Source organism: Sulfitobacter sp. SK012, assembly GCF_003352085.1.
In the GTDB taxonomy this organism is placed as follows: Bacteria; Pseudomonadota; Alphaproteobacteria; order Rhodobacterales; family Rhodobacteraceae; genus Sulfitobacter.
Genome location: NZ_CP025804.1, coordinates 1843031 through 1867200, shown reverse-complemented (window position 1 = coordinate 1867200; position 24170 = coordinate 1843031). Strand labels below are relative to the sequence as shown.

The 24170-nt window shown below is 55.9% G+C and carries 21 protein-coding genes; 9 read left to right on the top strand and 12 right to left on the bottom strand.

Features of this window, described 5'->3' with window-relative positions; translation table 11 throughout:
* The first annotated feature begins 127 nt into the window (after positions 1-127).
* Both C1J03_RS09040 and C1J03_RS09035 read left to right on the top strand, forming a co-directional pair.
* On the top strand, positions 128-1057 hold the full coding sequence (locus C1J03_RS09040) for a calcium-binding protein (RefSeq protein WP_114885743.1): 930 nt from the start codon (positions 128-130) through the stop codon (positions 1055-1057).
* 73 nt (positions 1058-1130) lie between these two features.
* A complete protein-coding gene (locus C1J03_RS09035) occupies positions 1131-1436 on the top strand; it encodes a hypothetical protein (RefSeq protein WP_114885741.1) in 306 nt (101 codons plus the stop codon).
* Between the two features lie 6 nt (positions 1437-1442).
* Here C1J03_RS09035 and C1J03_RS09030 read toward each other — a convergent pair whose 3' ends face one another.
* From C1J03_RS09030 to C1J03_RS08985, 10 genes are all read right to left on the bottom strand, one after another.
* Positions 1443-2219 (bottom strand): enoyl-CoA hydratase-related protein, encoded by a 777-nt coding sequence (locus C1J03_RS09030; RefSeq protein ID WP_114885739.1) that lies wholly within the window; start codon positions 2217-2219, stop codon positions 1443-1445.
* Positions 2220-2294: 75 nt separating this feature from the next.
* Positions 2295-2747 (bottom strand): cytochrome c-type biogenesis protein, encoded by a 453-nt coding sequence (locus C1J03_RS09025; protein ID WP_114885736.1) that lies wholly within the window; start codon positions 2745-2747, stop codon positions 2295-2297.
* The gene (locus tag C1J03_RS09020; protein WP_114885733.1) at positions 2744-4705 is read right to left on the bottom strand and encodes a heme lyase CcmF/NrfE family subunit; all 1962 of its coding nucleotides are present in this window, start codon (positions 4703-4705) and stop codon (positions 2744-2746) included. The genes C1J03_RS09025 and C1J03_RS09020 overlap by 4 nt, the downstream gene beginning before the upstream one ends.
* A gap of 78 nt (positions 4706-4783) precedes the next feature.
* Positions 4784-5356, bottom strand: a complete 573-nt coding sequence (locus tag C1J03_RS09015; protein ID WP_114885731.1) for a holin family protein — start codon at positions 5354-5356, stop codon at positions 4784-4786.
* Positions 5347-5958 carry a holin-associated N-acetylmuramidase gene (locus C1J03_RS09010; protein ID WP_114885728.1) on the bottom strand — a complete coding sequence of 204 codons (612 nt, stop codon included), beginning with the start codon at positions 5956-5958 and terminating at the stop codon, positions 5347-5349. The genes C1J03_RS09015 and C1J03_RS09010 overlap by 10 nt, the downstream gene beginning before the upstream one ends.
* 76 nt (positions 5959-6034) lie before the next feature.
* The gene (ccmE, locus tag C1J03_RS09005) at positions 6035-6478 is read right to left on the bottom strand and encodes a cytochrome c maturation protein CcmE (protein WP_114885726.1); all 444 of its coding nucleotides are present in this window, start codon (positions 6476-6478) and stop codon (positions 6035-6037) included.
* Positions 6479-6484: 6 nt separating this feature from the next.
* Positions 6485-7513, bottom strand: a complete 1029-nt coding sequence (gene argC, locus C1J03_RS09000) for an N-acetyl-gamma-glutamyl-phosphate reductase (RefSeq protein ID WP_114885723.1) — start codon at positions 7511-7513, stop codon at positions 6485-6487.
* A 48-nt stretch (positions 7514-7561) separates the two neighbouring features.
* A complete protein-coding gene (locus C1J03_RS08995) occupies positions 7562-8371 on the bottom strand; it encodes a glutamate racemase (protein ID WP_114885721.1) in 810 nt (269 codons plus the stop codon).
* A 14-nt stretch (positions 8372-8385) separates the two neighbouring features.
* A complete protein-coding gene (locus tag C1J03_RS08990; RefSeq protein ID WP_114885719.1) occupies positions 8386-8724 on the bottom strand; it encodes a hypothetical protein in 339 nt (112 codons plus the stop codon).
* Between the two features lie 187 nt (positions 8725-8911).
* On the bottom strand, positions 8912-12328 hold the full coding sequence (locus C1J03_RS08985) for an indolepyruvate ferredoxin oxidoreductase family protein (protein ID WP_114885717.1): 3417 nt from the start codon (positions 12326-12328) through the stop codon (positions 8912-8914).
* 174 nt (positions 12329-12502) lie between these two features.
* On the opposite strand from C1J03_RS08985, the gene C1J03_RS08980 reads away from it, so the two are divergent.
* Together C1J03_RS08980 and purL are read left to right on the top strand one after the other, a co-directional pair.
* Positions 12503-13408: a LysR family transcriptional regulator gene (locus tag C1J03_RS08980; protein WP_114885715.1), complete on the top strand. Its 906-nt coding sequence runs from the start codon at positions 12503-12505 to the stop codon at positions 13406-13408.
* A gap of 274 nt (positions 13409-13682) precedes the next feature.
* Complete coding sequence (gene purL / locus C1J03_RS08975; RefSeq protein ID WP_114885713.1) at positions 13683-15842, top strand: phosphoribosylformylglycinamidine synthase subunit PurL; 2160 nt, start codon at positions 13683-13685, stop codon at positions 15840-15842.
* Positions 15843-15905: 63 nt separating this feature from the next.
* Here the strand turns inward: purL and C1J03_RS08970 are convergent, their stop codons facing one another.
* Both C1J03_RS08970 and C1J03_RS08965 read right to left on the bottom strand, forming a co-directional pair.
* Positions 15906-17168 (bottom strand): vWA domain-containing protein, encoded by a 1263-nt coding sequence (locus C1J03_RS08970; RefSeq protein WP_114885711.1) that lies wholly within the window; start codon positions 17166-17168, stop codon positions 15906-15908.
* Positions 17169-17204: 36 nt separating this feature from the next.
* Positions 17205-18113: an AAA family ATPase gene (locus C1J03_RS08965; protein WP_114885708.1), complete on the bottom strand. Its 909-nt coding sequence runs from the start codon at positions 18111-18113 to the stop codon at positions 17205-17207.
* A 245-nt stretch (positions 18114-18358) separates the two neighbouring features.
* Here C1J03_RS08965 and C1J03_RS08960 point away from each other — a divergent pair, with 245 nt between their 5' ends.
* Genes C1J03_RS08960 through C1J03_RS08940 form a run of 5 tightly spaced genes read left to right on the top strand, consistent with a single transcriptional unit; the run spans position 18359 to position 24147 of the window.
* Positions 18359-19399: a glycosyltransferase family 2 protein gene (locus C1J03_RS08960; protein ID WP_114885706.1), complete on the top strand. Its 1041-nt coding sequence runs from the start codon at positions 18359-18361 to the stop codon at positions 19397-19399.
* Entirely contained in the window at positions 19396-20025 is a 630-nt protein-coding gene (locus tag C1J03_RS08955; protein ID WP_114885704.1) for a sulfotransferase, read from the top strand. Before C1J03_RS08960 ends, C1J03_RS08955 begins: the two co-directional genes overlap by 4 nt.
* Positions 20022-22379: a glycosyltransferase family 2 protein gene (locus tag C1J03_RS08950; protein ID WP_114885702.1), complete on the top strand. Its 2358-nt coding sequence runs from the start codon at positions 20022-20024 to the stop codon at positions 22377-22379. Before C1J03_RS08955 ends, C1J03_RS08950 begins: the two co-directional genes overlap by 4 nt.
* Before the next feature lies 1 nt (position 22380).
* A complete protein-coding gene (locus C1J03_RS08945; RefSeq protein ID WP_254694226.1) occupies positions 22381-23088 on the top strand; it encodes an FkbM family methyltransferase in 708 nt (235 codons plus the stop codon).
* Positions 23089-24147 (top strand): glycosyltransferase family 2 protein, encoded by a 1059-nt coding sequence (locus C1J03_RS08940; RefSeq protein ID WP_114885700.1) that lies wholly within the window; start codon positions 23089-23091, stop codon positions 24145-24147.
* Positions 24148-24170 lie beyond the last annotated feature (23 nt).

Sequence of the window (24170 nt, the reverse complement as noted above, 5' to 3'; positions counted from 1 at the left end):
GCTAAGCCACCAAAAAAGGCCATAATGTGGCATTGTTTCGACCAGCCTTACAATGGAATCAGAAAGCTTGACCCAGCAATCCTCAGGCGAATAACTATGTGTTAACGAGTTTTTAGAGAGTTCCGGTATGATTTTAATACTTTCACTTTTATTGCCTGTCGCTCTCATTGGCGTGGTCGTGGCAAACCATGATGACGACGACGACGATTCCGGTGAAAGCCTGGAAGGGGCCGAAAACGCTGATACTCTTGAAGGCGGCCAGGGCGATGACTTTTTGGACGGTGGTGCGGGCGATGATGACCTTGTTGGTCTGGCCGGCGACGATACCATCTTTGGCCGAGAGGGCGACGACATTATCACCGGCGAAGACGGTGCTGACATGCTGTGTTCTGGCGATGGCGATGACTTTATCACCGGTAACCGCGGCAGCGACACCATCGAAGGCCAAGGTGGCGACGACTTCATCTCTGGCGATTACAGTGCTGACCTACTGCGCGGCAACGAAGGCTCCGACACGCTGGTTGGCGGACGCGGCTTTGACAACTTGGGCGGTTTCTCAGGGGATGATGTGCTCTTTGGTGGGATCGTAAACGCTTTGCCCTTGGACCTTGAAGAAATGGACGCGTTGCGCGACGGCACCTCCACGCTGGCAGACCTAAATGGTGGCCAAGTCGACATGCGCGATGACAGCTTGGGTAATATTCTCTACGGCGGCGCTGGCGACGATGACTTGATCTTGGGTAGCCAGGACATGGGTACCGGTGGCAACGGCGAAGACACCTTCCACGTACTGAACGAACAGGCGGGTGCCGGCGTTGCAACTATTATGGATTACGATGAAGTCGACGATAGCGTCACTGTCATCGTAGAGAACGACACCGATGTGAATGTCACTGTTAACAACAATGATGGCGATGCCATTGTGCGTGTTGACGGAACGGTCGTGGCACGGGTTACGGGTGCGGGTGGCACTTTGAGCGCGGGCGATATCACCGTCTTGACCGAAGCGACGGTAGTGCAACTGTTTGAACCAAACGCTCCGGCGGCAGTCGCATAACTTAATACAACAGGCAGCTAAACGGGCTAGTTGCATAAACTTTTAGGACGGGCCGAGAGGTCAAAGGAATACCATGGCAAGCTATATCAAATATGCAAACTACGAATGGTCGAACGCAAAGGGATTGATCCCTGCGACGGCCCCAAATCAAAAAGGACTGCAGGGAGCGCTTGTTCCCGACAGCAACCACAACTGCGACCACGTCGCTGTGGTCTATGACCGTGGTGACACCCCGCCAGAGATTACGATCAAGGAAACCTCTGGCATGGTGCACACGGTTCTAGCCAATGGTGTGGCCATTGCAGTGATCGCCCGCAGCACTGGCGCGGCCCTCAATCCCGCGGATGTGCTTTTGGTTGAGCGCAGCGTTCACACCTAAGATCGCTTAGCGCCCCTCGAATTCCGCGGGGCGTTTTTCGATAAAGGCCATCACGCCTTCCTTAAAATCACGTGATTTGCCGCATTTGCCCTGCTCGCGCGCTTCAAATGCCAGTTGCGCATCAAGGGTATTGTCCCAGCTGCCGCGTATGACCTTTTTCACAGATTCAAACGCTGCTGTTGGACCCGAGGCAAGATGCGCAGCTTTTGCACGCCAATGCGCATCAAAATCTTTATCGGCGACCGCTTCCCAGATCATGCCCCAATCGTCGGCCTGACGTGCGCTGATTTTATCGGCAAAAAGTGCGGCCCCCATAGCTTTGGCCATGCCCATCTGGCGCGGCAGCATATAGGTGCCGCCCGCATCGGGAATAAGGCCAATCCGCGTGAAGGCCTGCAGGAAATATGCGCTCTCGGTTGCAAAAACCACATCTGCGGCCAGTGCCAAGTTCGCCCCGGCCCCCGCAGCTGGTCCATTCACCGCAGCGATTGTTGGGACAGGGCAGTCATAGATGGCGCGCAGCATTGGCGCGTATTCGTCGCGCAATGTCCGTTCAAGATCAATGTCCGCCGAGGACGCGCGGTCACCCAAATCTTGGCCCGAACAAAAAGCCCGCCCTGCCCCGGTGATAACAACCACCCGCGATTCTTTGCCAGCTTGCGTAAATGCATGGGCAATCTCGGCGCGCATCTGCGTGCTAAGGGCGTTCATTTTATCAGCACGATTCAGGGTGACAATCGCCACGCCGTTGCTGAGGTCATAGGTCAGGGTTTGGTATTCCATGGTCCGGGTATCCTTCGTCCAATCGGTTTCCACCGTTCTAACAGAGCACGCGCTACTCGCCAGCGAAACCGAGCGTCAGTCTTTTAGGATATCGCGCAGGCGGGCTTCTTCTGCGTCGGACAAAACATCCTCACCCAGCGTCGGTGCACGGCTTCGTGCGCGCAGGTATATGCCCCCAACACCGCCTGCGATCAACAACATCAGCGGCCCCGCAGCCCAAAGAAGCCAATTCGCGCCACCCAACGTTGGATTGAGCAGTACAAATTCACCGTACCGCGCGACGATGAAATCAACTGCCTCTGCATCTGTGTCGCCCGCAACCAACCGTTCGCGCAGCAAAATCCGCAGATCGCGCGCAAGGCTCGCTTCGCTCTCGTCAATGCTCTCGTTGCGACATACAAGGCATCGCAGTTCTTTGGAAACATCGCGGGCCCGCGCTTCGAGCACCGGATCACTGAGGACTTCATCAGGCTGAACCGCCGCCAAGGGCGTCGCGAGCAGCACCAAGATCAGACAAAGATGCTTCATTCGGCTGGAACCTGTCTGGCTTTTCGGGCACCTGCGGCAACCCGGAAACGCCGGTCTGACAGGCTGAGCAACCCACCCAGAGCCATCAATCCACAGCCGATCCAAATCCAGTTGGTCAGCGGCTTGATATAGGTCCGCACGGCCCAGCCGCCACCGGTCTGTTCATCACCGATCACAACATAAAGATCGCGCGCGAGGTTCTGATGGATCGCAGCTTCGGTCGTTGGCATCTGCGCGACGGGGTAAAAGCGTTTCTCTGGCGATAGCTGCCCCAAGGAGCGGCCATCTTGGCTGACATCCAGAACACCAGTCGTGGCCAAATAATTCGGCCCGCGCCCCTCGGTCACCTCACGCAGGGTTAACTTGTAGGCCCCAACATCAAAGGGTTGATCAATACGCGCCACCTGAATGTCCTCGACCGTCCAAGCCGTCAGTCCCGCAACACCAAGCATCGTAATACCAAGGCCTGCATGTGCCGTGGCCTTGCCCCAATCCGCACGCGGCAACCGCATTAGGCGCCGCCACCGGCCCTGCCCACGCCCAGTGCGCTGCGCAAGATCGACGCCGGTGCCCATCACAACCCACGCCGCGAGGAACATGCCCACCGGTCCAATCAGGCTCCGCCCGGTCTGCATCGCCCAAACAAGGCCACCGATCGCAAGTGCGGTGACAAACACCCAGCGCAACGGCCGAATGGTGCGCATGAAGGACGCGCGCTTCCACGACAGCGCGGACCCAATCGGTAAGGCCAGTCCAAGCGCCACCATAAAGGGGGTGAATGCCAAATTAAAGAAAGGAGGCCCAACGCTGAGTTTGCGATCAAAGAACATCTCTGCCAGCAGCGGCCACATTGTACCGATGAACACAACAAAGCAGGAAACCGCCAACAAAACGTTATTCAGGATCAGCGCGGATTCGCGGCTGGCAACGCCAAACACGCCCTTCGCTTCCATCGTGCCTGCCCTCAAGGCAAAGAGCAGCAGCGCCCCTCCTGTGAAGAACCCCATAATCGCAAGGATGAACACACCACGTTCAGGATCATTTGCAAAGGCATGCACCGACGTCAGGAGGCCCGAGCGCACGATGAACGTCCCGATGAGCGAAAAGCCAAAGGCTAGAATCGCGAGCAGGATGGTCCAGCTTTTCAGGCTCTCGCGTTTTTCCACAACAATAGCCGAATGCAGCAGCGCAGCGGCCAGAAGCCAAGGCATAAAGCTGGCATTCTCGACCGGGTCCCAGAACCAGAAGCCACCCCAGCCCAGTTCATAGTAGGCCCACCATGAGCCCAGTGCGATGCCAATGGTCAGGAATATCCACGCAGCCAACGTCCAAGGCCGCACCCAGCGACCCCATGCGGCATCAACACGCCCCTCAATCAGGGCCGCCACCGCAAAGCTGAACGTCATGCTTAGCCCAACATAACCGAGGTAAAGAAACGGGGGATGAAATGCGAGGCCGGGATCTTGTAGCAGAGGGTTAAGATCCTGCCCATCAAAGGGCGGCACAGCCATGCGCGTAAACGGGTTTGACGTGAAAAGAATAAAGGCGAGGAAAGCCACACCTATCGCGGCCTGAACACCCAGAACACGCGCCCGCAGGCTGGTCGGCAATGCGGTCCCAAACCACGCAGCCATTGCCCCGAAAAGGCTAACGATCAACACCCAAAGCAGCATAGATCCTTCGTGATTGCCCCATGTTCCACTGATTTTATAGAGCAGCGGTTTTGCCGAATGACTGTTTGCAACAACAACCGTTAGGCTGAAATCTGAAGTTATAAAGGCCCACATCAACGCTAAAAAAGACGCCGCTATCAAAACAAATTGTACGCCCGCGGCTGGCTCTGCCACGGCCATCCAGCCCGGCATCCCACGTGCGGCCCCGATCATCGGCACCACCATCTGCACGAGCGCCACACCGAATGCGAGGATAAGAGCGAAATGTCCGAGTTCTGTAACCATGGGCTGAGTATAAGCCTGCAAGCCCCCCCTTTCCAATGCAAGAAAGGAGGGCGTGTTGTCACATCTCTGGCAGTCGGCTTATTCCGCGCGCCGCCACGCATCCAATGCCAAGTTTTGCTCTGGTGCGATGGCATTGGCCGATAGCCGCGCGTCTGTCCCAGTATCGGCGGCATTAATGCTGCTCGCCCGCAACTTTTTTATCTTTTCGATGTTTTCCATGACCTGCGGCACATGCCCCATGGTCTGCACAATCGAGCGTTGGAAGTCTTGCGCCTTTGTTTGATGCCGCGCGCCGAAATAAAACGATACAACCACCCCCAGCAACCACCACAGCGGTTCAGGAACCAACGCAATCCCTTGCATTCGCTCAGAAAACCACAACGGCGCGACCATGGCAGAGATAAACAGCCCTAGTGTGCCCAATGCCATCGCGGGGCGCGGCAGGCGATTCACAGCATCCATAAAGCGATCAAACAGACCTTGGCGCGTGCCGTTAAACTCTTCGCCATATTGCGCCATAGCCTGGCCTTGCACGACGGCCCCGCGTGCGGCCCCTGCTTCGGCGTTTTCACGGAACACCTCCGCAGTCTCGCGCACCACATTACGACCGCCGCCAAAGACGATGCCAAATATCCTCTCCATCAACCCCATGATGCGGTCCTTTGCTTGAATTGGTCATGAGATAGGTGAAATTGGGGGGAAATGAACTCTTCCGCCCGTTTGATCCAACCGCCTTTGCCACCCGAACGACTGCGGGCGTATTTGCGGCTGGCGCTCCGACGCTCGGCAAGCCGGAAATAATAGTTGCGTCGCGCTATGCCGTAGGCATCCACCATATGACCCGGTGCGGCCTCAAACGCCGCACGCGCGGCCCCGAGGCTTTGTGGCCCCAACATTCCATCAACCGAAACGCCAAACTTCATCTCACGCAACAGCTGCTGCAGGAGTTTCACCGCATTGGCCCCCGCGTTCACATACATATCATAGACCGACGCCTGAAGGGCCTCGGGAAGTTCCGCAATCAGCGGTCTTTCAAAATAATGTTTGATAAAAATATCAACAGCCTGCGAGCGGGTCAGCAATCGCACGTCCTTGGACGTCACCGCGCCATCCTTGTTCAGATCAAGGCCAAGCCTGCGCATCGTGTGGATGGTCACACCAAAATTAGTTGCCCCACCTGGATCATCAGGATCATTCACATAGCCACCCTCGCGGTGGACGATGTGATCTGTAATTTGTCTGATAGTCTGCATTGGCAATACTCTCCCTCAATCGTTGGAGAAAGCTGGCCATATCTAAGTTAACGAACCGCAGCCAGAGCGTACGCTGCTAGCTGTCAGGTTCTTGATAAACGCCTTGTGCCTTGAGGGCGTCCACCACCTCTTTTGGCATATAATTTTCATCGTGTTTCGCAAGTATTTCAGTAGCTTCAAAGACCCCATTAATGTAACGGCCCGTCCCCACCATGCCTTGATTTTCTTCGAAAAGATCAGGCAAAACGCCGGTAAACGTCACCGGAACACTCGCGCCCCCATCGGTCACAGCAAAGCGGATCGTTTCCCCATCGCCGCGGACCAATGTGCCTTCTTCGACCAACCCACCAATGCGAAACACTTCTCCCGGGCCCGGTGGTTCATCTACAACTTGCGACGGCGCGCGAAAGAAATTGATACCATCGCGCAACCCATAGCCAATCAAAGCAGTCGACAGCACAAGGGCCACCGCCGCGACGGCGATCAGTTGAATGCGGCGTTGCTTTTTAAGGCTTTTCATACGTCCTCAAGGAAAAAGTGGGGCCATCATCAGCCCCTGCGTCTCTGGAAGACCTAACATCAGATTGGCATTTTGCAACGCCTGACCGGATGACCCTTTAGTGAGGTTATCAAGCGCTGCAACCACGATAGCCCTTCCATCAATGCGGTCAGCAACCACCCCGATATGACAAAAGTTCGAACCCCGAATATGCCGCGTGCTTGGTGTTTCGCCCATAGGCAACACCTCGATAAACGGTTCATCAACATAAGCGCTTTCCAAAGCCTTATGAATAGCTTGTGCCTCGCCCTTCACGTAAACCGTAGCAAGGACACCGCGGTTTGCCGGGATCAGATGCGGCGTGAATTGCACCTTAACCGGACGACCTGCAAGCGCCGAGAATTCCTGATCAAACTCTCCCAAGTGACGGTGTGTGCCGCCGACCGCATAGGCATGATACCCTTCGGAAAGTTCTGCATGTAGCAGATTTTCTTTCAGGCTGCGTCCAGCACCCGAGACAGCGCATTTAAGGTCCAGAATGATCTCATCAAGATCAATCACGCCTGTCGTTATCAGTGGCCGTAGCGCAAATTGCCCGGTCGCGGCATTGCATCCCGTACCCGCAACCAACCGCGCCGCTTTGATATCTTCGCGGTAGAATTCGGAGAGGCCGTAAACCGCCTCTGCCTGCTGCTCAAGCGCAGCATGTGGGTTCCCGTACCATTTGGCGTATTCTTCTGGATCGCGAAGCCGAAAATCCGCTGATAAATCAACAATCTTCAGGGTCTTGGGGAGAACCGAGATCACCTCTTGGCTGGTTTTGTGAGGCAGCGCGCAAAAACAAAGATCAATGCCCGACCAATCAATTTCATCCATCTTTACAAGGTCTGGCAGGTCCAAGTGGCGCAGATGTGGAAAGACCGATGCCAAGCTTTGTCCCGCTTTAGAATTGCCCCCCAACGCTTTGATCTGCATCGAAGAGTGCCCCGAGATCAGCCGGATCAACTCAGCGCCAGTATATCCTGAAGCGCCTAGAATTGCGATATTATATGTCATGGTCGTGTCCTGTCGAAAAAAGGTATCGTAAAGCCAAAATGGCCGCCCTTATGCTGCCTGAAACGACATCTCTCGTCGCAAGAACTGCGTGGCACGGCTGCTGACACGCTGCGGATCACCGGTCGTCAGAAAGCCAGGCGCACCTTCTCCAATCATCGCGGGATGGCGTTCCAGATAGTCCGCAAGGCTTTCGGCAACCAGATTGGCTTGGCTGAACACTTGCACATCGGCCCCCAAAGCTGCCTGAAAGATATCCTGCATCAACGGGTAATGCGTACATCCAAGGATCGCGGCCTGAGGATCAGGCATCTTGCGCTTGAGCGCATCCACATGGCTGCGGACCAATGCCTCGGCCAAGATCATATCGCCCTCTTCAATCGCATCGACCACGCCCCCGCAGGCTTGTGCTTCGACATCCACCCCAATCGCACGAAACGCCAGCTCGCGTTGAAACGCCCTGCTGGATACCGTCGCCGGAGTAGCAAATAGCGCCACGTGGTTCACGCCGACTTCGCGAGGCGGTGAATTATCGCCCCACTGCCGCTCGGTCATCGCCTCAATCAGGGGCACAAACACGCCCAGCACCCGCTTGTCCTTCGGCACCCAAGATTCTTGCATCCGGCGCAACGCCGCAGCAGAGGCCGTGTTGCATGCCAGAACAACCAAGTTGCAGCCTGAATCAAACAATTTCTGGGTCGCAGCACAGGTCAGTTCGTAGATATCATCCGGCGTGCGCACGCCATAAGGCGTATGGGCGCTGTCGGCCAGATACACAAAATCCACGTCAGGCAGACGCGCCTGAACGGCACTCCATACGGTTAAACCACCCAGACCGGAATCAAAAATACCTACAGCCATTCACGTCAACGGCGTCACTGCCGTTCCTCGAATTCATAGCCCGCATCAAGGGATTTGAGCGGTTCTGGTGCCAGCACATACGTGGCTTTGCGCGGGAAATCCATCACCGCTTTACTGTCTTTTGCCAATGGGCCCAACTGTGCCCGCTCAATTGGCGCACCGACAGCAACACCCACCGGCATATCGACCCAGCACTGGAACTCTTTAATCAGCAAATCCATCCACGAATTCGCATGCACATAATGTGTCATCTGGAACATCCGGCTGGTGTGCCCGGCAAAGTAGATTGGTACGACGCGCGCAAGTGATTTACCAATCAGTCGCGCGGTGAAAACCCGCCAATTGGGGGCCATGGAGTATGAAAACGGCCATGTCGCTGTGCTTACTGTGTCCCCGGATCCTCGCCTTTCTGCTTCGCGTTTCAGCGGGCCATGTATAGCTCAGATCACCGACTGACGCTTGGCGGCATATCAAACCCATGAAGCGACCCTCATCACACTCGAAATCCCCTAGGCCCCGCAGGTTACAGACTTGCGGCGCTCATTCCGCGGCCTTCGCAGCGGTAGTGCCCCCCGCCCGGATCACGCTAAGCAATTCCTCGCGACGCTTGGCAGCTTTAGCCTCATTGGCGTGTTTAACCGGGCCAAAGCCTTTGATTTGCAATGGCAGCTCCGCAAGCGCAACAATTGCATCACGGGTCTGATCGTTCAGCAGCGGCAGCACCACTTTCATATCCGCCTCGTACTGCTTGATAAGCGCGCGCTCCATGCGCCGCTCCGCCGTATAGCCAAACGGATCGAATGGCGTGCCACGCAAGCCCTTGAATTTCGCCATAAGCCGCAAAGGCCGCTCCGACCATGCGCCGAATTCACGCTTGATCGGCCGGCCATCAGGTCCAATCTTTGAGATCATGGGAGGGGCCATATGGAACGTCATTTTGAAATCGCCATCAAATTCTGCCTGCGCTTTTTCGCGGCTTGTCAAAAGCAGGCGGGCGACTTCGTATTCATCTTTGTAGCTCAGCACATTGTGAAACCCGAGTGCCACCGCACCCTTCACGCCCGTATCTGACACCTGCCCCAACAGCTTGGCATAACGTTTTGCCAGCCTGCCACCCTGATAGGCCTTAAGGTGTTCTGAGCGAAACGCGATCTTTTCGTCCAGCGTTTTGGGCAAGGCGATCACCTTTGGCTCTGCCACGCGCGCCGCTTCTTTGGGGTGCACAATCGCCCAGCGCCCCAATTCAAACGCCTTCAGGTTTCGCTCAACCGCGGCTCCGTTCATCGTGATGGATTCGGTAATCGCCTCGAGGGACAATGGCAGCAATCCGCGCTGCCAAGTGGCCCCAAAGATTATCATGTTGGAAAATATAGAATCCCCCAACGTCGCCTTGGCCAGATCAGACGCATCAAACATCGTAAGCCGCTCTTTCAGCCGCGCTTCTAAGGCCAGCGTCAGGCGGTCGTAGGGCATCTGGAATTCAGTATCGCGGGTAAAGTCGCCGGTAATAATCTGGTGCGCATTGACCACGGCACCAGTTTTACCCGCTTTGGTAAGGCCCAGCGTCTTGTTGCCCGCAGAGACGACCAGATCGCCACCAATCAACGCATCCGCTTCCCCCGTAGCGACACGAATGGCAGAGATATCTTCAGGCTTTTCCGCCAACCGGCAGTGGATATTCACCGCGCCACCCTTTTGGGCAAGCCCCGCCATCTCCATCATGCCAGCGCCTTTGCCATCAAGCTGAGCCGCTTGCGCCATCACCGCCCCGATGGTCACAACACCCGTGCCCCCAACGCCAGTGATTACGACATTGTAGGTGCCGTTAATAGCAGGCAGCTCAGGCATCGGCAGATCGGGGATTTTTACCTCCGCCGTTGGTTCCTTGCGGATTTTGGCCCCTTCAAGCGTCACAAATGATGGGCAGAACCCTTTGACGCAGCTGAAATCTTTGTTGCACGATGATTGGTCAATCGCCCGTTTGCGTCCCAGCTCGGTGCCTTTCGGCACGATCGAGACGCAGTTGGATTGCACTCCACAATCGCCACAGCCTTCACAAACGTCCGAATTGATGAACACGCGTTTATCAGGATCAGGAAACAGCCCTCGCTTGCGACGGCGACGCTTTTCTGCGGCGCAGGTTTGAACATAGACAATGACACTCACGCCCTCTTTGGTGGCAAGGTCCTTTTGAACAGCGTCCAACTGCGCACGCTCATGGGTAGGCACGCCGGAAAATGCCTTTAAATCAATATCTTCTTTTTCATCATACACCACAGCAAGGTTTTGAACACCGAACGCGCGCAGCTCAGCAACAATGCGCGGCGCATCCAAATCACCCTCGTTGCTCTGCCCGCCCGTCATCGCCACGGCATCGTTGTAAAGAACCTTATAGGTGATGTTTGTCCCTGCCGCCAAAGCCGCGCGAATGGCTTGCAGGCCAGAATGGTTATAAGTCCCATCCCCGATATTCTGGAAAACATGCTTGCGCGTCGAAAACGGAGCCTCGCCGATCCAATTGGCACCCTCGCCGCCCATATGGGTAGAGCCGGTGGTTTCGCGGTCCATCCATTGCACCATGTAGTGACAGCCAATCCCCGCATAAGCGCGGCTGCCTTCCGGTAGCTTGGTGGAGGAATTATGCGGGCAACCCGAACAGAAATAGGGCGTGCGCGCTGCAATATCTTCGGCATTATCGGCGTGGCGGGCTTCTGACAACGCCTCAAGTCCGGCCTTTATCGCATCGGTGTTACGGCCTTCTTCAAGCAAGATGCCGCCAAGCTTTTCAGCGATCAAGATCGGATCCAGCGCACCGCGCGTCGGAAACAGCTCTTCACCATGCTCCATGCCAGCGCCGCCGCCTTTGTGCCAGCCATAGACACGGCGGTGCGGGTCCGAGAACAGCGCTTCTTTGATCTGCACCTCGATCAGCTTGCGCTTTTCTTCAACCACGACAACCAAATCCAGGTCTTCGGCCCACGCGTGAAACCCGCGCATGTCCAACGGAAAGGTCTGGCCGATCTTATAGGTGGTAATCCCCAGCCGTTCCGCCTCGTTTTCATCGATATTGAGCAGCGACAACGCATGCACCAGGTCCAGCCAGTTCTTGCCAGCAGCAACAAACCCGATCTTAGCACCGCGCTTGCCCCAGACGCGTTTGTCCATTTTGTTGGCGTGACTGAATGCCTCTGCGGCAAAGCGTTTGTGATCGATCATCCGCGTTTCTTGCGCATGGGGCGTATCGACCAACCGAATGTTCAGCCCCCCTTCTGGTAGGGCAAATTCCGGCAACACCACCTTCACCCGGTGCGGGTCGCCGTTCACAACAGAGGTCGCCTCAACTGTGTCTTTCATCGTCTTAAGGCCAACCCACAACCCCGAGAACCGCGACAGGGCCCAACCGTAGATGCCGTAATCCATAATCTCTTGCACACCGGCGGGACTAACGATGGGCATATATGCATCCACCATCGCCCATTCTGATTGGTGCAGCACGGTCGAGGATTCGCCCGTATGGTCATCCCCCATCGCCATCAGCACGCCACCGTTTTTGGAACTGCCGGCCATATTGGCATGACGCATCACGTCACCTGAGCGGTCCACCCCCGGCCCTTTGCCGTACCACAAACCAAAGACGCCATCATATTTGCCCTCGCCGCGCAATTCCGCCTGCTGGCTGCCCCAGAGGGCGGTCGCGGCCAAATCCTCGTTCAATCCTGGTTGAAAGGTCACGTTATGCGCGGCAAGAGGCTTGGCCGCCTTGCTCATATGCAAATCCACAGCCCCCAGCGGACTGCCACGGTACCCGGTCACCAACCCTGCGGTATTCAGCCCAGCCGCGCGGTCACGCGCCGCCTGCATCATCATCATCCGCACCAGCGCTTGTGTGCCATTGAGCAGCACAGGCGATTTTTCTAAATCAAAGCGATCATTCAGTGAAATCTTCTGCATGGTCATGGCAGCTCTCCCCAGCGGTGTGTCAGCGTCTTGTCAGAAGTATATATAGGTCATACTTACTGACCTGTATAGGGGGCACTTCCGCCGCAGTGCAGCAAGAATTTGCCGGTTCCCCTTATTTTTTCCGATACAATAGTTTAGCTGTAAGAAGGTCTATTATGAAAGTGTGGTCCGATGGATTGGGACAAACTCAGAATTTTTCATGCGGTGGCGGATGCTGGGTCTCTGACCCATGCTGGCGACAAACTGAATCTGTCGCAATCTGCCGTAAGCAGGCAAGTGCGCGGGCTTGAAGAACAGCTCAACACCAACCTCTTTCACCGACACGCACGTGGCCTAATACTGACCGAGCAAGGCGAGCTGCTGTTTGACGCCACTTCCGCGATGACAAAACGCTTGGATGCCGCCACGGCACGCATCCGCGACAGCGAAGAAGAAGTATTCGGCGAATTGCGCGTAACCACGACTACGGGATTCGGCACACTCTGGCTCGCACCGCGGTTGTCGAAGCTTTATGAGCAATACCCCGACCTCAAAGTCGATCTGATGCTCGAAGAACGTGTCCTTGATCTGCCCATGCGCGAGGCCGATGTCGCCATTCGCCTCAAAGAACCTTCTCAGGCCGATCTGGTCCGCAAACGGCTGATGACCGTACGCATGTGCCTCTATGCCAGCCCGAAATATCTGGCCGCCAACGGCACTCCCACCCGGATCGAAAATATGGCTGACCACCGCCTGATCTGCCAAAATACGGACAGTGATCAGGTTGGTGCAGGCCTCAATCTAGTGCAACAGCTACTGCTCAACGACATCCGCTCACTGCTGACGGTCAATAATTACTTTGGTGTGCTGCAAGGCGTGCTGAACGATCTGGGTGTTGGCGTCCTGCCTGATTATTTATTGCAAGACTTCCCGGACCTCGTTCAGGTGCTGCCGGATGTGGAATCAGCCGATGTTCCGGTGTTCCTCGCCTACCCCGAAGAGTTGCGCCAATCTAAGCGGGTCGCTGCTTTCCGTGACTTTGTGCAAGATGAAATAATAACCTATCGCAAACAAAAGCGGGCCAAAGAAAACGGTTAGCCCCGGCAGCCATGCACCAAGTGCATATCGGGTTTGCATATACGTTAGGCTATAATGCCTTGAACGAAGGCACCTTGCTACCTATTTAGACTGTATGAAGATGGATGCCCTTCGGGCGCATCGCTTTGTACCTCCCTGTTGGACTTGGCCGGGCCTTTGTGCCCGGTCTTTTTTTGCCCGACGCTTGCCGGCTGCTGTTATGGCCTTTGCCCTTTTCCTCAGCCTGCCACTGTTCTAAAGACGCGGTGACATTGACGCGAGGGGAACCGCACTCATGACAGAGCCCGCCATCACACCCGAACTCATCGCCAAGCATGGGCTCAGCACGGATGAATACGCAAATATTCTAGGCCTGCTGGACCGCGAACCCTCCTTTACAGAGCTTGGCGTCTTTTCGGCAATGTGGAATGAGCATTGTTCCTACAAGTCCTCCAAGAAATGGCTGCGCACCCTGCCCACAACCGGCCCTCAAGTTATCTGTGGCCCCGGCGAGAACGCAGGCGTGGTCGACATCGGCGACGGCCAAGCGGTGGTTTTCAAAATGGAAAGCCACAACCACCCCTCATATATTGAACCCTACCAAGGTGCGGCGACAGGCGTGGGTGGCATTTTGCGCGACGTCTTTACCATGGGTGCACGGCCGATTGCGGCCATGAACTCGCTTAGCTTTGGTGTGGCCAGTCACCCCAAGACACGCCAGCTTGTGCACGGTGTGGTGGCTGGCGTTGGTGGCTATGGCAACTGCTTTGGCGTGCCAACAGTTGGCGGCGAAGTGCGCTTTGACCCAGCCTATAACGGCAATTGTCTGGTAAATGCATTCGCTGCAGGCCTAGCCGACGCAGACAAGATTTTCTACTCGGCGGCCTCTGGCGTTGGAATGCCCGTCGTCTACCTTGGTGCCAAAACCGGCCGCGACGGTGTTGGCGGTGCAACTATGGCGTCAGCAGAATTCGACGACACAATCGAAGAAAAGCGCCCCACCGTCCAAGTTGGCGATCCGTTCACCGAAAAACGACTGATGGAAGCCACGCTAGAGCTGATGGCAACCGGCGCAGTCATTTCCATCCAAGATATGGGCGCTGCGGGTCTTACCTGTTCGGCCGTTGAAATGGGCGACAAGGGCAACCTTGGTGTGGTGCTTGACCTCGAAAAGGTCCCTACCCGCGAAAAGAACATGACAGCCTATGAAATGATGCTGTCGGAATCCCAAGAACGCATGCTGATGGTGCTGCGCCCCGAGCTTGAGGCAGAAGCGAAAGCTGTCTTTGACAAATGGGACCTCGATTTCGCCATCGTCGGCGAAACCATCGCCGAGGACCGCTTTCTTATTCGCCACCACGGTGAGCTCAAAGCCGACCTACCCCTCAAGGCACTCTCCGGCACGGCCCCCGAATATGACCGCCCCTGGGTCGAAACCCCGCCTGCGGCCCCTCTCACAGACATCCCGAGCATTGATGCGATTGCGGGTCTGCGCGCACTCCTTTCAAGCCCGAATTACGCCTCCAAATCTTGGGTGTTTGAGCAATACGACACGATGGTTATGGCCGATACCGCCCGCACCCCCGGTTGGGGCGCAGGTATCATCCGGGTGCACGGCACCGACAAGGCATTGGCTTTCACGTCAGACGTCACACCGCGCTACGTACACGCCAACCCCTTTGAGGGCGGCAAACAGGCCGTCGCCGAAGCGTACCGCAACCTAATCGCTGTCGGCTCAAAGCCCCTTGCGACAACGGATAACCTCAATTTCGGCAATCCAGAAAAGCCTGAAATCATGGGCCAGTTCGTTGGTGCCATCAAAGGCATCGGCGAAGCGGTCGAAGCTCTCGACATGCCGATCGTCTCGGGCAACGTGTCGCTTTACAACGAAACTGATGGCTCAGGTATTTTGCCGACCCCAACCATTGGCGCTGTAGGTTTGCTGGCACATACCGACGACATCATCGGCTTTGATGTGCGCCCCGGTCATGTCGCATTGTTGTTGGGTGAAACATCTGGCCACCTTGGCCAATCCGCCCTGCGTGCCGAAGCGTTCGGCCGAAAAGACGGCGACGCGCCGCATGTCGATCTTGCCGCCGAAGCACGTCATGGCGATTTCATTCGCGCCAACCACGCAGACATTGATGCCTGTACTGACCTGTCGGATGGCGGCCTCGCGCTCGCGGCTTTCGAAATGGCCGACCACGCAAAGCTTGGCGCAACTCTTACCCTAGACGACACCGCTGCCGTCTTTGGCGAAGATCAGGCGCGCTACCTTATTGCAGCAACACCAGCGCAGGCAGAAAAGTTACTCGCCGCAGCCACTGCCGCAAACGTCAGCCTTGCTAGGGTCGGCACATTCGGCGGCGACACTCTCTCGTTTGGTGCCGCATCCGCCAACCTCGCCGATCTGAGCACACTCTACCGTGAGACTTTCGCAAAAACCTTTGCGTAACAACGTTTTGAATACAAAGTGATGACTAAGGGGGTGCGACCGACACCGGTTTCAGCCCCTTTTTTATGCCCGCAACGCCGCCATCAACCGTGCTTTTTCACCTAAATCATCGGGCTTGGAGATGACGCTCGCAAGCTCTTCCAACGACGCGATCGAGTGACCTGCCCGAAAACTGTCAACATGCGGTAGCATCGCGCGAATGCCTGCAGCTTTGGGCGCGAACCCGTCCCATCTCAGCAGTGGGTTAAGCCAAATCAGCCGTCGCGCTGATAAATGAAGCCGCTGCATCTGATGCGCCAAATCGTCTGGGTCGTCCCGGTCCAAACCATCTGTGATCAGCAACACCACAGCTCCCTGCCCCAGCACCCGACGCGACCAGTCACGGTTGAATGCAGCAATACTTTTGCCAATACGAGTTCCACCTTCCCAATCTTGTGCTTCGGCCCCCGCAGCCGCGAGTGCGGCATCTACATCGCGGGTCGCTAAATGGCGGGTGATGTTCGTCAGCTGCGTGCCAAAGGTAAAGGCATGCACCTGCGCCCAGCCTGCCCCCTTTTCATTGGCAACAGCGTGCAGAAAATGCAGGATAACGCGGGAATACTGGCTCATGGAGCCGGAAATATCACATAAAACCACCAGATTGGGCCACCGCGCTCGTGGCTTTTTGAACGCGAGTTGATCCATTTCACCGCCCCTGCGCAAAGCCGCGCGCAGCGACCTTGCCGGGTCTATCCGACCTTGACCAAAGCTTGCTGCAGTACGGCGCGACGGCAGCGGTTTGATAGGCAGTTTGAGTTTGGAGAGCATCCGCTTGGCTTGCGCCATCTCAGCAATGCTCATTTGTTCGAAATCAAGGCTACGCAGACGCTCAGACGAGGACATCGTCAGGCTGGCGTCTACTTCGACGAGCGCGTCTTCTTCTGGCGTCTCGGACGGATCGTCCTGCGCCGGTGCCTCTGCGCCATCCAATAAAGCCTCCGCTGCGCGTTTCTCGGCCGGTTTGGCCGGGCGGTCTTCTTGCACGCCCCGGATCGCAGGCAGCATCGCGGCCATCATATGCTCAAGATATCGCGGATCGCGCCAATAAAGCCGAAACAGCTGAGCAAACACCCGTGATTGCTCCGGCCGGTTCACAAAACACGCGTGTAGCGTCCAGTAGAAATCCCGACGCTCCGAGAAACCCGCAGCCTCAACCGCGCGGATAGCCTCAAGCGTACGACCCGGGCCAATAGGCAGCCCTGCCCGCCGCAACGCCCTTGCAAAATGCGTTATGTTGCCCGCAAGTCGCGGGTTATCAGGCAGTTCAAGCGGGGCGTACTCAACCACGCTTTGCGCTCAAGATATTGCGAGAACCTGCAAACATCAGGCTGGCTCTAGACTTGCGCGGGCCTGATCAAGAATACGTTTGGCTTCTGATCCATGCAATTTTGCGATGTCGTCTTGGTATTTCAGGACCGCCCCCAACGTATCAGCGATAACTTCAGGGCTCAGCGTCAACGTATCAAGCGCCAGCAAACATTTCGCCCAATCGATGGTCTCAGCCACACCCGGCTTTTTAAATAGATCCTCAGTCCGCAACTGCTGAACAAAAGCGACAACTTCGCGGCTCAGGTTCTCTGCGGCTTCCGGCGCACGGGCGGTCAGAATGTCCATCTCCCGGTCAAAATCGGGATAATCGACCCAGTGATACAGGCACCGCCGCTTCAACGCATCATGGACCTCGCGCGTGCGGTTGGACGTCAGAATAACTATGGGTGGCTCTGGTGCTTTGATCGTCCCCAGCTCAGGGATCGTGACCTGAAATTCGCTCAGCGCCTCCAATAGAAACGCCTCAAAGGGCGCATCAGTCCGGTCCAGCTCATCAATCAACAGGACGGGCGCGCCATTCTCATCAGGGCGCAGAGCCTGCAACAAAGGCCGCTCGATTAGGAAATCTTCGCTGAAAAGCTCCGTATTGAGTGCCGCGCGGTCCGCGGCACCTGTCGCCTCAGCTGTCCGGATCGCAACCATCTGCGCCGGGAAGTTCCATTCATAGACGGCAGAAGACGCATCAAGCCCCTCATAGCATTGCAACCGGATAAGCCGTCGGCCCAGCCCCTTGGCCAATGCTTTGGCGATTTCAGTCTTGCCGACGCCCGCTTCGCCCTCAAGAAACAGAGGCCGACCCAGCTTTAGGCTTAAGAACACCACGGTGCCCAAAGAGCGATCGCTAACATAGCCCTGTTCGGCCAAAAGCGCCTGCACGCCGTCGATGGATGAAATATCGGCCATAATGCCTCCCCTTGTCTGACGCACAAAGGTGCACCCACGGGCCGCGCGGTCAAGGGATGTCTGGCGCATATGTCACGTGATGCCTGATGAAACTGCGGAACGATTGACGCGATTCCCCTGAAATGCGAAGCTGTTAAGGCGTATAAAAGAGGTTACAGGGCACAAGCATCTGGACCCGGGCCCAAAGGGCGAGGCAGTGATGAGTAATTCCAAGGCGGCAACAGCCAAGGCACGTGGGCACTGATATGCGCATCACGGCAATTACATGTGTAAAAAATGAAGGGCCGTTTCTTTTGGAATGGATCGCCTTTCACAAGCTCTTGGGCGTGACCGATTTTCTATTCTATTCAAACGATTGCACCGACGGGACCGATACACTTCTGGATGCTTTGGCCGATTTAGGCGTGGTGCAACACCTGCCAAACCCTGCGCAGGGGCGAAACTATCAGATGGAGGCCCTAAAAGATGCCGCGCGCCAAGACATCGTGACCCAAGCCGATTGGGTATGGGTCGCCGATGTAGACGAATTCCCCAACATCCACGTCGGCAACCATAGTTTTGCCGCCCTCATCAAAGCTTGTGGCAATCCCCAAGCCATCAGTTTGAACTTCCAGTTCTTCGCCAATGATGATGTGGAGAAATTTATGGACGTGCCCGTGATCGGTCAGTTCAGCCACAGCCACAATCCAGATCTGTGGTGTGGTGAAGCGGCGATTGAAGTCAAGACGTTGGTCCGAAACGACTTTCCGCTGCAGTATTTCGGTGCACATCGCCCATTCTTCAAACCAAAAACAAAAAAGGGCAACCGCCCCACTTGGACAGACGGATCAGGCCGCACCGTGCCACACCGCTTTTTGGTGGCCGCCAACCCCCGGCGCATCCGGCGGTTTCCTGCAGCAGGCGCACGGCAATTCGCAACGCTCAATCACTACGCATTGCGCAGTCTCGACAGCTATTTAGTCAAGAACGATCGAGGCGATGTGAACCGCGAAAACCGCGAATTTGACGATACGTATTGGCGCGAACGCAACGATCCCGCGTGGTTAGACACATCAATACAGCGCCACCTTCCTGCGTTAAAAGACGCCGTGAAGCAGTTGAAGTCAAAAAATAATATCGGTTCGCTGCACAACACCAGCGTCAAGAAACACCGCGCTATGCGCGACGCATTGCTGGAACAAAAGACGTATAGCGACATGCGTGATCAATTGCGCATCGCCTCCAAATTGCCCCCCCAAGAAGAAGCCATGCTGCGCGATCTGGGATTACTTGAGGGTGCGACATGAGCTTGCGTGTTATCAACCTTGGCCTTCCAAAAACCGGCACAACCACCCTTGCAAGGGCGCTCAAGATGGCTGGCTTTAGGGTCGCGGATCACCGAGTACGGGCCAAACAAACCGATGTTGCTCGCTTACACGGTGAATTCGTCGCCGATCTGCTCTATCGCGGCTATTTCGAAACTGGTGATCCCGGTGCTCATTTTGCCGACTTCAACGCTTTGACCGAACTGAGCCTGTTGCGCGGCGGGAAATCCCTGTGGCCGCAAATGGATTTTGCCCTGATTGACGCCATTCGCCGGTATCACCCTAAAGTTCTTTTCTTAGGCAGCAGGCGCGACAGTTGGGATGTCTCCCAGTCCATGCTGGCTTGGTCGGACCTTGGCATGGACCGTTTGCCCGCAAGTGACATCCCCGGCCTGCCCGAAGGGTACGGCGAGACCACCAAAGAGCGCATGCAATGGATTGACGGGCATTATGCGCATCTGACGGCGATGTTTTCTGGTGACGCGGCTTACCTGGAATTCGACGTTAAAAACCCAGGCGCGCAAGCTGCCGTAGGCGCGCATTTGGGGGTCGATCTGCCGTGGTGGGGCCGCGCCAATGCCAACCCCAATCGGGGTAAACTCGCATGAAAATCTATCTGCATATTGGGTTTGAAGAGGCGGGCGCGCCTCGCTTGCAATCAGTGTTGGCGTCCAAACGCGATCAGATGGTGCCAAAAGGCGTTCTCTATGCACGCAGCTTGGGTAACAAGAACCACACACGACTGTTTATGGCAGTCACGGATCCTGACCACATTGATCCGCTGCGGTTTAACCGTGGCTATATCACACCAGAAAAGCAGGTTGTTCTGCGCGATGCCGTGGCGAGTGATCTTGCGAAAGAAGTGTCTCAACACAAACCTGACGTGTTGATCGTGTCCTGCAGCCAGCTTGCCGCTGGGTTACGGACCGGCACCGAACTATCGCGGCTTTATGATTTGCTGACGCCGCTGTCCAAAGACATCGAAATCATCGCCCATATTGATGAGCCAACCGCACTTTTGTCGCGATGGTATGCCGCACAAATCCTTGAGGGGCGTGGCTCAACACTCGACGTCGAAATGGCACTGGCTAGCAAAGGCAGCTGGTGGAACGCAGCTCTGGCTCAAACCCCCGCGATTAACCCCGCCGCAGGTGTGTTCGCCGAAACGCAGGCCCCCGCATTTTGGCTTGATTATCCAGCGCTTGTGACGTTCTGGGAAAGTACCTTTGGCAAGGGCCGTGTACATTTACGCGCCTATGACGCAGACGTCTTTGGCGCGCCAACCGTGACCGAGGAACTGCGCGCAGGCTTTGGGATCTCTGCCAACATTGGCAAAGCACAGGCCGAAACCCCTGCCCCAGCAATGCCGGCCGCCGCATTGGCCCGTGGACGGCAATTGAACGCACTGATCCTTCAGGTGCTTGCCAAAGGAAGCCGCATTTTGCCGCGACAGCTGTGGCGTACATTGGTGCAAGAGGTTGCTGTGGACGGCCCAGAAATAGATATCGCTGGCCTGCATGAGATTGCAAAGAAACTTGAACCGGGCAACAAGGCCCTGCTGAAAACGCAACCGGCCCTGCGTGCGGCAACCTTCAAACGCCCCCGCGCAAAAGGCGTTTGGGAAGAAGCCGATCCTTTGTTTGGGTACCGAGCCTCGCAATACTTGCTGGGCTTTATGTGGCGGATCGACAAGGCGACAGCAGAGGCAAGCAAGGACAAGTTGCCTGATCTGGCGCAAATGTCGGAAGGCACGTTGCCTACGCCCCCCCAAGATGGCCTCAGCGACAGCGCGCGCGCGCTCATGCCGCCCCTCGCCATCCAGAATTTTGAAAAATTGCGCACGTCTTCCTTTGCGCCGCACAACCGTATGGGCGCTGTGAACGAAGAAGCGCTCGCTGCTGCTTACACTGCTATCCCCCCGCGCAGCCTGCCCAAAGGTTCCAGCGGCAATGTCATCGTCGGATGTATGAAAAACGAGGCCCCCTACATCGTCGAATGGGTCGCCTATCACCGCGCCATGGGTGTGGACGACTTTTTGATCTACACAAACGGCTGCGAAGACGGGACCACCGAAATACTTGATCGCTTGCAAGAAATGGGCATCTTGCAGCACCGCAACAACGACAATTGGAAGGGCAATTCACCCCAACAATATGCGCTGAACCAGGCCTTGAAAGAGCCTGTCATCAAAAACGCCGATTGGATCATCCATATCGACGTGGATGAATTTATGAACGTGCGCTGCGGCAACGGCACGGTTCAAGATTTCTTAGACGCCGTGCCTGATGCAACCAATGTTGCAATGACGTGGCGGCTGTTTGGCCACAATGGCATCACCGACCTGTCAGATGATTTTGTCGTCGATCAATTCGACACCTGCGCCCCGAAATTCTGCCCCAAACCTCATACGGTCTGGGGGTTCAAGACCATGTTCAAGAATATCGGAGCCTATGAAAAGATCAGCTGTCATCGCCCCAACAAGCTGGATGGTGCGTTCAAATCAAAGGTCAAATGGGTCAACGGATCAGGCAAAGACATGACCCGCGAGGTTGCTGAAAATGGCTGGCGCAGTTCCAAGAAATCAATTGGCTATGACCTTTTACAACTGAACCACTACGCACTGCGCTCGGCGGAATCGTTTCTGATCAAACGGCAGCGAGGCCGCGCATTGCATGTGGATCGCTCTATCGGGATAAACTATTGGATTCGGATGGATTGGTCCGATTTCCGCGACATCACGATCAAGCGGAATATCCTGCGCCTGCGCGTTGAGTACGACAGATTGATGCAGGATAAGACGCTGAAGAAATGGCACAAAAAAGGATCTGAGTGGCACCGCGCCAAAGCAGGTGAACTCAAGAAAAACCCGGAATTCGCAGACCTGCTTACGCAAGCATTAAACGTCAAACTGACCGAAACGGAGCGGGTCGCATATGCCCTCGCTCTTGATATGGAGAGCTAAAATGGATGGCACTGTGATTGAAGCAAAGAGCAAGCAGCGTTCACCTTTTATCGTGTCGCGCGGCATGAAATTCCCCAAAGACAATCAGTTCATCAAGGGTCAAATTCGCGGTGCCTTGCGCAAAGATTTGTATGAAGGCAAGGAATCCGACGCCGTGATGAAGGTGGTGCGCGACGACGACGTGGTCATCGAGCTGGGCGCTGGCATTGGCTATATGTCCACGTTGGTTGCGACCAAACGGAAGCTCAAAGCAGTGTATGCATATGAAGCAAACCCAAACCTGATCCCCTATATTCACGCGGTTCATGCCGCCAACAACGTTAAAAATGCACATGTGCACAACGCCATTTTGGGAGCACGCAAGGGAACCGTCGATTTCTATCCTCGGAAAAACCTGCTCGCGTCTTCACTTGTTCCAAAAGAGGGCGAAGAGGCCCCATATTCTGTCAAAGTCGATGTACTGAATGCCAAACAGGTGATGAAAGAAACGCAGGCGAATGTGCTGATCTGCGACATCGAAGGCGCGGAAGCCGATCTGATTCCAGCAATGGATCTTAGTGGGTTGCGTGCCGCCGTGATCGAGTTGCATCCGCAATGGATCGGCCCTGACGGGGTCAATGCGGTTTTTCGCGCCTTTATGGATGCGGGTCTGGCGTATTATGCACGCGGATCAACGCGCAAAGTCGTTTCATTTCGTCGTAGCTGGTAAATGACCCATCTCGCTATCCTTTGTGTCCGCAACGAAGCGGCTTTTCTGCTGGAATGGCTGGCCCATCATCGTGCCGTTGGCTTTAACGATTTCCTTGTCTTTTCAAACGATTGCGATGATGGCACCGATCTAGTCCTGGACCGGCTCGCAGAAATGGGTCAGCTGACCCACATCCGCAACGACGGTCCATATGACAAGGGCGGTATCCAATTCACAGCGCTTAAAGCAGCCGCGAAACTAGATCAGGTCAAGAATGCCGACTGGATTCTGCCCTTGGATATAGACGAGTTCGTTAACATTCATGTGGGCGACCACACGCTTAGCGCACTGCATGCCGCGGTTCCCGATGCCACCGCGATCACCTTGACATGGCGGCTGTTTGGTTCGGCGGGTCAGGTCCGATACTCTGATGCGCCCATGACCGAAACCTTCACCCAATGCGCACCCGCAGTGATGTATTGGCCTTGGCGTGCATCGATGTTCAAGACGCTTTACCGCAATGACGGCACATACGCCAAACCCGGCGTGCATCGGCCGCGCAGCCCCGATCAAAGCCGCTTGGCAAATGCGAATTGGGTCGATGGCAACGGCACCCTCCTGCCCGATATGTTCAAGACCAAACGCATTTTCTCAAACTTTGGCCGCGATAATTACGGATTGGTCCAACTCAACCACTATGCCCTTGGCGCATTAGAAAGCTATGTGCTCAAGGCCGACCGGGGCCGCGCTGTGCATAGCGACCATCTGCTTGGCATGGACTACTGGGTGGAACGAAATTTCAACACCGACCGCGACCAAACGATCCATGCCCTCAAACCCGAACGTGATGCATACTTGGCCGACCTAATGACCGATGCGACTTTGGCCAAGTTGCACAAAACGACCGTCGCCTGGCGCAAAGCCCGCTTTACCGAGCTGATGCAGCTCGAGCCCTTCCGCGCGCTCTTTGGCAGGCTCCTGATGACGCCTGGATCAGCCCCAGTACCACAAAAAGCCGCGCAGTTTATGGTCCAGCACGCAAATATGGCCCGCCAACCTGCTCCCAAAAAAACTACGTGATTTTGCGCAAAATCGCCCCAATT

Coding starts and splice junctions, on each gene's coding strand:
- C1J03_RS09040 (WP_114885743.1), top strand. CDS start 128: ATGATTTTAATACTTTCACTTTTATTGCCTGTCGCTCTCATTGGCGTG.
- C1J03_RS09035 (WP_114885741.1), top strand. CDS start 1,131: ATGGCAAGCTATATCAAATATGCAAACTACGAATGGTCGAACGCAAAG.
- C1J03_RS09030 (WP_114885739.1), bottom strand. CDS start 2,219: ATGGAATACCAAACCCTGACCTATGACCTCAGCAACGGCGTGGCGATT.
- C1J03_RS09025 (WP_114885736.1), bottom strand. CDS start 2,747: ATGAAGCATCTTTGTCTGATCTTGGTGCTGCTCGCGACGCCCTTGGCG.
- C1J03_RS09020 (WP_114885733.1), bottom strand. CDS start 4,705: ATGGTTACAGAACTCGGACATTTCGCTCTTATCCTCGCATTCGGTGTG.
- C1J03_RS09015 (WP_114885731.1), bottom strand. CDS start 5,356: ATGGGGTTGATGGAGAGGATATTTGGCATCGTCTTTGGCGGCGGTCGT.
- C1J03_RS09010 (WP_114885728.1), bottom strand. CDS start 5,958: ATGCAGACTATCAGACAAATTACAGATCACATCGTCCACCGCGAGGGT.
- ccmE (WP_114885726.1), bottom strand. CDS start 6,478: ATGAAAAGCCTTAAAAAGCAACGCCGCATTCAACTGATCGCCGTCGCG.
- argC (WP_114885723.1), bottom strand. CDS start 7,513: ATGACATATAATATCGCAATTCTAGGCGCTTCAGGATATACTGGCGCT.
- C1J03_RS08995 (WP_114885721.1), bottom strand. CDS start 8,371: ATGGCTGTAGGTATTTTTGATTCCGGTCTGGGTGGTTTAACCGTATGG.
- C1J03_RS08990 (WP_114885719.1), bottom strand. CDS start 8,724: ATGGCCCCCAATTGGCGGGTTTTCACCGCGCGACTGATTGGTAAATCA.
- C1J03_RS08985 (WP_114885717.1), bottom strand. CDS start 12,328: ATGACCATGCAGAAGATTTCACTGAATGATCGCTTTGATTTAGAAAAA.
- C1J03_RS08980 (WP_114885715.1), top strand. CDS start 12,503: ATGGATTGGGACAAACTCAGAATTTTTCATGCGGTGGCGGATGCTGGG.
- purL (WP_114885713.1), top strand. CDS start 13,683: ATGACAGAGCCCGCCATCACACCCGAACTCATCGCCAAGCATGGGCTC.
- C1J03_RS08965 (WP_114885708.1), bottom strand. CDS start 18,113: ATGGCCGATATTTCATCCATCGACGGCGTGCAGGCGCTTTTGGCCGAA.
- C1J03_RS08960 (WP_114885706.1), top strand. CDS start 18,359: ATGCGCATCACGGCAATTACATGTGTAAAAAATGAAGGGCCGTTTCTT.
- C1J03_RS08955 (WP_114885704.1), top strand. CDS start 19,396: ATGAGCTTGCGTGTTATCAACCTTGGCCTTCCAAAAACCGGCACAACC.
- C1J03_RS08950 (WP_114885702.1), top strand. CDS start 20,022: ATGAAAATCTATCTGCATATTGGGTTTGAAGAGGCGGGCGCGCCTCGC.
- C1J03_RS08945 (WP_254694226.1), top strand. CDS start 22,381: ATGGATGGCACTGTGATTGAAGCAAAGAGCAAGCAGCGTTCACCTTTT.
- C1J03_RS08940 (WP_114885700.1), top strand. CDS start 23,089: ATGACCCATCTCGCTATCCTTTGTGTCCGCAACGAAGCGGCTTTTCTG.